We start from the raw sequence: 5475 nt of genomic DNA on the forward strand, positions 1-5475 counted from the left end.
AGGAGGTCGTGGAGTTTGGTGCGGGTGGTGAGGGCGAGGGTTTCGGCGGCGCGGCGGGAGCGGACGAAGGCGAGGGTGCGGACTCCGTCGATGACGAGGTCGGTGAGGAGGTCGGCGGCCTCGGCGGTGGCGGTGCGGCGGACCGGGGCGCCGCCCTCGCCGCGCAGGTCGGTCAGGGGCGGCTCCCAGAGGGCGAAGGTGGTGGCGCCCCGGGGGGAGGCGTCCATGGCCACCTCGGCCATCTGGAGGCCCGTGAGGCGGGTCGCCGCGGCGCCCGGGTCGCCCGCCGTGGCGGAGGCGAGGAAGAAGACGGGGTGCCGGCCGTACCGGGCGCAGACGCGGCGGAGGCGGCGCAGGATCTGGGCGACGTGGGAGCCGAAGACGCCTCGGTAGCCGTGGCACTCGTCGACCACGACCATGCGCAGACGCCGCCAGAAGGAGGACCACTGGGAGTGTCGCGGCAAAAGGGACCGATGCAGCATGTCGGGGTTCGTCAGTACATAGTTGGCATGCTGGCGGACCCACCCCCGTTCCTCGAACGGGGTGTCCCCGTCGTAGCAGGCCGCGCGCAGCTTGCCGAGGCGCAGGGCCTGGAGGTTCTGGAGCTGGTCGGCGGCCAGGGCCTTCGTGGGCGTGAGGTAGAGGACGGTGCCGCCGTCCAGTACCTCGGTGAGCGCCGGCACCAGGTAGGCCAGGGATTTTCCGGACCCGGTCCCTGTGGAAATGATCACGTTTTGGCCACGGTGGGCGTGCTCGGCGGCCTCGTACTGATGGGGCCACAGTCCAGTCACCCCGAGTGGCCGCAGCCCGCTGACCAGCGGCTCGGGGGTCCAGTCGGGCCACCGGGCTTGACCGGCCTGACGTGCTGGAACATGCTCCACGTGAGTGACGCGCTCGCGGCGCGCCGTGAGCGCGAGCAGACGGCCCAGCAGCGCGTCTGCTCGATGCGAGGAGGAGGCAGAGGGAGTCACTGGTTTCCAGTCTGGCATCTGCGGGCAGAGTCGCCGGGACTCGTGATTTCGTATAGACACTGAGGCAGACCGTGGTTGAATGCCGCGCGTCGGGGTCTGGTGTTCTGGAGTCCCACCTCCGGGGCGCCAGGGATAGAACAATACTTTCGCAGGCAAGGCGCTGGAGGATCAGTGGATCTGAAGTTGGACCACCGTACCGAGGATCGGCTCACCATCGTCGAGGTCGAGGGTGAGATCGATGTCTACACCGCGCCGAGATTGCGTGAGCTCCTGATCGACCTGGTCAACAAGGGCAACTTCCACCTGCTCGTCAACATGGAGAAGGTCGACTTCCTCGACTCGACCGGCCTTGGTGTGCTGGTGGGCGGCCTGAAGCGGGTGCGGGCGCACGACGGCTCGCTGGAGCTCGTCTGCACTCAGGAGCGCATTCTGAAGATCTTCCGGATCACCGGGCTCACCAAGGTCTTCGGGATCTACGCCTCGGTCGACGAGGCCAAGGAAGCTCACGGCCGAGACAAGTAGTCATGGCGACCGTCGAGCTCACGTTCAGCGCACTGCCCGCGCATGTGCGTACGGCACGCCTGGTCGCCACGGCGATCGCGCGCCGCACCGGGGTGGAGGAGTCGCTGCTGGACGAGGTGCGGCTCGCGGTGGGGGAGGCATGTTCCCGGGCCGTGGAGGCGCACCGCCTGCATTGTCCGGGAGAGCCGATCCGCATCGAGCTGCGCGACGACTCGGGGCGTTTCGAGGTGATCGTGACCGACGTGGCCCCGAGCGATGACATGGAAAACGACCTCTCACCGCTGATGGGCGGGCCGGGCGGTCAGAGCGGCCCGAGCGATCAGTTCGGCTTGATGTCCGATTCCCTCTCTTCGGGCTTCGGGATAGCCGTTATCGCGGGGCTCGCAGACGACGTCGAGGTCTACCCCAGTGCGAAGGGCATGCGCATCAGGATGAGCTGGCCCGCAGCGGCGAACGGGGTCACCCCCGCCTAGTCCCGGGGTTTCGGTCATCCGAAACCCCGGTTTCATCTTAGAGCGAAATCTGTCCGATCTTCGCCACGAAGCCAGTCATGCCGTGTCAGATCGCCCGTCAGCCTGGCATGGTTACGCTCGATAGCCGACTCGTAGCCAATTGACCAGCCGGAGAGGCTTCATATCCGCGGCACCGCTGCGTAGACTCCCGGCACCGGCCAAGGTTTGTCCCGCCACGCGCCACCTCCGCGGTAGGTATGCGGACGCAAGCGGTAGGTATGTGGACTCAACCGGAAGCGGCACTGCCTACCGACCCGGATGCGCGCCGCCAAAGCCCGCCGAGTGATTATCGCAGCGCCGTCCGGGCAGGACGTACCCGTCTTGCCGAGGAGAACGGATGTCTGGCCCTTATCTCGCCGCTGTGGAGGGCACAGCGGTTTCCCTGAGCGGCTCCCATCTCACGATCGTGATCGTGGTGGCCGCCGTCGCACTGCTCGCACTAGCCGTCGCAGGCGGTCTGGTGCGGGAGGTGCTCGGCGCCGGTCAGGGTACCGAACGCATGCAGAACATCTCGCGAGCCGTACAGGAAGGGGCCGCCGCCTATCTCGGGCGGCAGTTCCGGACGCTCGCGCCATTCGTCATCGTCATTCCACTGGTCCTCCTCCTGCTGCCCGCGCATTCGACCAGCGTGCAGATCGGGCGGTCGGTCTTCTTCGTGGTCGGCGCGGTCTTCTCCGCGCTGACCGGTTTCATGGGCATGTGGCTGGCGGTGCGGGGCAACGTCCGCGTCGCCGCCGCGGCCCGTGAGGCGGGCGAACGGCCCGCGATGCGCATCGCGTTCCGCACCGGCGGAGTCGCGGGCATGTTCACCGTCGGCCTGGGCCTGCTCGGCGCGGCCATCGTGGTGTTCATCTACAAGGGCGACGCCCCGACCGTGCTGGAGGGCTTCGGCTTCGGCGCGGCGCTGCTGGCCATGTTCATGCGGGTCGGCGGTGGCATCTTCACCAAGGCCGCCGACGTCGGCGCCGACCTGGTCGGCAAGGTCGAGCAGGGCATCCCCGAGGACGACCCGCGCAACGCGGCGACCATCGCCGACAACGTGGGCGACAACGTCGGCGACTGCGCCGGCATGGCGGCCGACCTGTTCGAGTCCTACGCCGTGACGCTGGTCGCCAGCCTCATCCTGGGCAAGGCGGCGTTCGGCACGGAAGGTCTGGTCTTCCCGCTGATCGTCCCGATGATCGGTGTCATCACCGCGATCATCGGCATCTTCGTGACCGCCCCGCGGGCCGGCGACCGCAGCGGCATGTCCGCCATCAACCGCGGCTTCTTCATCTCCGCGATCATCTCCGCGGTGCTGGTGGCCGTCGCCGCCTACGTCTACCTGCCGGGCAGCTTCGCCGACCTGACCGGCGTCAGCGCGCAGATCCAGGCTCTGAGCGGCGACCCGCGGATCATCGCGATCGGCGCGGTGCTGATCGGCCTGGTCCTGGCCAGCGCCATCCAGATCCTCACCGGCTACTTCACTGAGACCAACCGGCGTCCGGTCAGGGACATCGGCGAGAGCTCGCGTACCGGCCCGGCGACGGTCATCCTGGCCGGCATCAGCGTCGGCCTGGAGTCGGCGGTCTACTCGGCGCTCCTGATCGGCGGCGCGGTGTACGGAGCGTTCCTGCTCGGGTTCGGCAACACGACGATCGCGCTGTTCGCGGTCGCGCTGGCCGGTACCGGCCTGCTGACCACGGTCGGCGTCATCGTCTCGATGGACACCTTCGGCCCGGTGGCCGACAACGCGCAGGGCATCGCGGAGATGTCCGGTGACGTGGAGGGCGAGGGCGCCAAGGTGCTCACCTCGCTCGACGCGGTCGGCAACACCACCAAGGCGATCACCAAGGGCATCGCGATCGCCACGGCGGTGCTCGCGGCGACCGCGCTGTTCGGAGCGTTCCGGACCTCGGTCGAGGAGCAACTCGCCGGGTCCAGCGTCTTCAGCCTCAGCGTGGACTCACCGAACGTACTGGTCGGGCTGATCATCGGCGCCGCGGTGGTGTTCATGTTCTCCGGCCTGGCGATCAGCGCGGTGGGCCGCGCGGCGATGCGGGTGGTCTTCGAGGTACGCGACCAGTTCCGCAACAACCCGGGCATCATGGACGGCACCCAGAAGCCCGACTACGGCCGCGTCGTCGACATCTGCACCCGTGACTCGCTGCGCGAGCTGGCCACGCCCGGTTTGCTGGCGGTGATGACCCCGATCGCGGTCGGCTTCGCCTTCGGCTACGCGCCGCTCGGCTCGTTCCTGGCGGGCGCCATCGCCTCGGGCACGCTGATGGCGGTCTTCCTGGCCAACTCCGGCGGCGCCTGGGACAACGCCAAGAAGCTCGTCGAGGACGGCCACCACGGCGGCAAGGGCTCCGAGGCCCACGCTGCCACGGTCATCGGCGACACCGTGGGCGACCCGTTCAAGGACACCGCGGGCCCGGCGATCAACCCGCTCATCAAGGTGATGAACCTGGTCGCGCTGCTGGTCGCGCCCGCCGTCGTCACCTACGCCGACAACGTCGCGCTGCGCGTCGGCGTGACGGCGGTGGCGGTCGTGGTCGTGGCCGGCGCGGTCGTGATCTCCAAGCGGCGCTCGGTGAGCGACACGCCTTCGGAGGACAGCGAGAAGCGCGAGCCGCAGCCGGTCGGCAAGTAGCCGGTCCGGTCGGTCAGTTCGTCGGTACGGCCTGCGGTTTCCTTGGAGGGGACCGCAGGCCGTACCGCGTCACGGGGGTGGAACACTGGTGGAAGACGAACGGAGGAGCGCCACGGTGAGCCGGTCCGACCAGCCCTCGAAGGAAAAGCCGAAGCCCTCGGGCGGCAAGACGCTCGGGTTCATCCTGCTGGCCATGGTGCTGGTGCTCGCCGTGCTGGTGGGCCTTTCGATCTGGGCCTCCGGTGCTTGAGGCCGGGGTGCGCACCCTGGTCGTGCTGCGGCATGCCAAGGCGGCGCACACGCCCGGCCTGGCCGACCGCGAGAGGCCGCTGACGGGGCGGGGCGAAGGCGATGCCAAGCGCGTCGGAGAGACCTTGCAGGCGCTGGAGTTGCGTCCTGACCTGGTGCTGTGCTCGCCCTCCCTGCGTACGAGACGTACGGCGGAGCTGGCTCTCGCCCAGCTCGCCCCGGACGCGCCGGTCGACTTCGAGCATGGGATCTATCAGGCGTACGCGGACGAACTACTGGAGCTGGTGCGGCGTACCGATCCCGGCGTGCGGACGCTTCTGCTGGTAGGGCACAACCCGGGCGTCCACGAGCTGGTCATGGACCTCACCGGGGGCGAAGGCGACCCCGGGTTTCCGCCGGGGGCGTTCGCGGTGATCGAGGCCGCGGTTCCCTGGGCGGAGCTGGAGACCGGGCGGGCCGTCACGCTGTGGACCCCCAAATCCGCCGGCTGACCCCTCTGACCTGGAATTCTTGGAGCGCGGCGGCCTGACTAGGCCCGGCCGATCCGGGCACAACCCCGTGGAGCGGAAAACGGGGGGCGGGGGAT

The 5475-nt window shown here is 69.0% G+C and carries 6 protein-coding genes; 5 read left to right on the forward strand and 1 reads right to left on the reverse strand.

The window, feature by feature from the left end; genetic code table 11:
- On the reverse strand, positions 1-989 hold a 989-nt coding region (locus C1I98_RS34400), incomplete at its 3' end, for a DEAD/DEAH box helicase (RefSeq protein ID WP_146607821.1).
- Positions 990-1142: 153 nt separating this feature from the next.
- Here C1I98_RS34400 and C1I98_RS34405 point away from each other — a divergent pair.
- The 5 genes from C1I98_RS34405 (at position 1143) to C1I98_RS34420 (ending at position 5380) form a co-directional block, all read left to right on the forward strand.
- Entirely contained in the window at positions 1143-1493 is a 351-nt protein-coding gene (locus tag C1I98_RS34405) for an STAS domain-containing protein (protein ID WP_111171502.1), read from the forward strand.
- 2 nt (positions 1494-1495) lie between these two features.
- Positions 1496-1966: an ATP-binding protein gene (locus C1I98_RS34410; RefSeq protein ID WP_111171503.1), complete on the forward strand. Its 471-nt coding sequence runs from the start codon at positions 1496-1498 to the stop codon at positions 1964-1966.
- Between the two features lie 376 nt (positions 1967-2342).
- Entirely contained in the window at positions 2343-4640 is a 2298-nt protein-coding gene (locus C1I98_RS34415; RefSeq protein WP_111171504.1) for a sodium-translocating pyrophosphatase, read from the forward strand.
- A gap of 115 nt (positions 4641-4755) precedes the next feature.
- The gene (locus tag C1I98_RS45200) at positions 4756-4890 is read left to right on the forward strand and encodes a hypothetical protein (RefSeq protein WP_267898103.1); all 135 of its coding nucleotides are present in this window, start codon (positions 4756-4758) and stop codon (positions 4888-4890) included.
- Between the two features lie 7 nt (positions 4891-4897).
- Positions 4898-5380 (forward strand): SixA phosphatase family protein, encoded by a 483-nt coding sequence (locus C1I98_RS34420; RefSeq protein ID WP_233508428.1) that lies wholly within the window; start codon positions 4898-4900, stop codon positions 5378-5380.
- Positions 5381-5475: the final 95 nt, after the last annotated feature.

The sequence above is a fragment of the Spongiactinospora gelatinilytica genome (assembly GCF_003236385.1).
GTDB classification, from domain to species: Bacteria; Actinomycetota; Actinomycetes; order Streptosporangiales; family Streptosporangiaceae; genus Spongiactinospora; species Spongiactinospora gelatinilytica.

Excerpts from the sequence above, each read along its gene's own strand:
- C1I98_RS34410 (WP_111171503.1), top strand. The coding sequence starts at position 1,496 with ATGGCGACCGTCGAGCTCACGTTCAGCGCACTGCCCGCGCATGTGCGT.
- C1I98_RS34415 (WP_111171504.1), top strand. The coding sequence starts at position 2,343 with ATGTCTGGCCCTTATCTCGCCGCTGTGGAGGGCACAGCGGTTTCCCTG.